We start from the raw sequence: 789 nt of genomic DNA, 5'->3' as shown, positions 1-789 counted from the left end.
GCAGATTTCACTACTTGAGGTAAGAACATCTTACCCTCACCAAATAGGTCACCCACCACGTTCATGCCATCCATCAAAGGGCCTTCAATCACTTCAAGTGGTTTTGCCGCATTCACACGTGCTTCTTCAGTGTCTGCGACAATGAACTCTGTGATCCCTTTAACTAACGCATGCTCTAAACGTTTTGCGACAGGCCAAGTTCGCCACTCAAGCGCAGAGGCATCTTCTTCTTTGCCAACACCTTTATCTGCGTACTCAGCTGCGATATCTAACAATCTTTCTGTAGCGTCATCTCGACGGTTAAGCACAACGTCTTCTACCGCTTCTCGTAGTTTTTCCGGAACGTTGTCATAAATTTCGAGCTGCCCCGCGTTCACAATGCCCATGTCCATACCGTTTTTAAAACAGTGATAAAGGAATACGGCATGGATTGCTTCACGAACGTAGTTATTACCGCGGAAAGAGAAAGACACGTTCGACACGCCACCGGAAATCATCGCGTGTGGCAAATCGCGCTTGATGTCCGCTACAGCTTCAATGAAATCAACAGCATAGTTGTTGTGCTCATCAATACCCGTTGCGACGGCAAAAATGTTCGGGTCAAAAATAATGTCTTCTGGCGGGAAGCCAACTTCATCTACCAAAATACGATAAGCATTTGTACAAATTTCTAGCTTGCGCGCGCGTGTTTCTGCCTGACCAACCTCATCGAATGCCATGACGATCACAGCTGCGCCATAACGACGGATCAGTTTAGATTGCTCAACAAATTTCTCTTTGCCTTCCTTC

1 protein-coding gene is annotated in these 789 nt (G+C 46.5%); it reads right to left on the bottom strand.

All coding sequences use genetic code 11. From position 1 onward, the window contains the following. Nucleotides 1–789: dihydropteroate synthase (locus R7Q09_RS25030; protein WP_318143809.1), on the bottom strand; the 789-nt coding region annotated here is incomplete at both ends.

This window comes from Vibrio sp. 2130-1, from assembly GCF_033339515.1.
The sequence above is the reverse complement of the archived record's forward strand: the minus strand, read 5'-3'. Positions and strand labels throughout refer to the sequence as shown.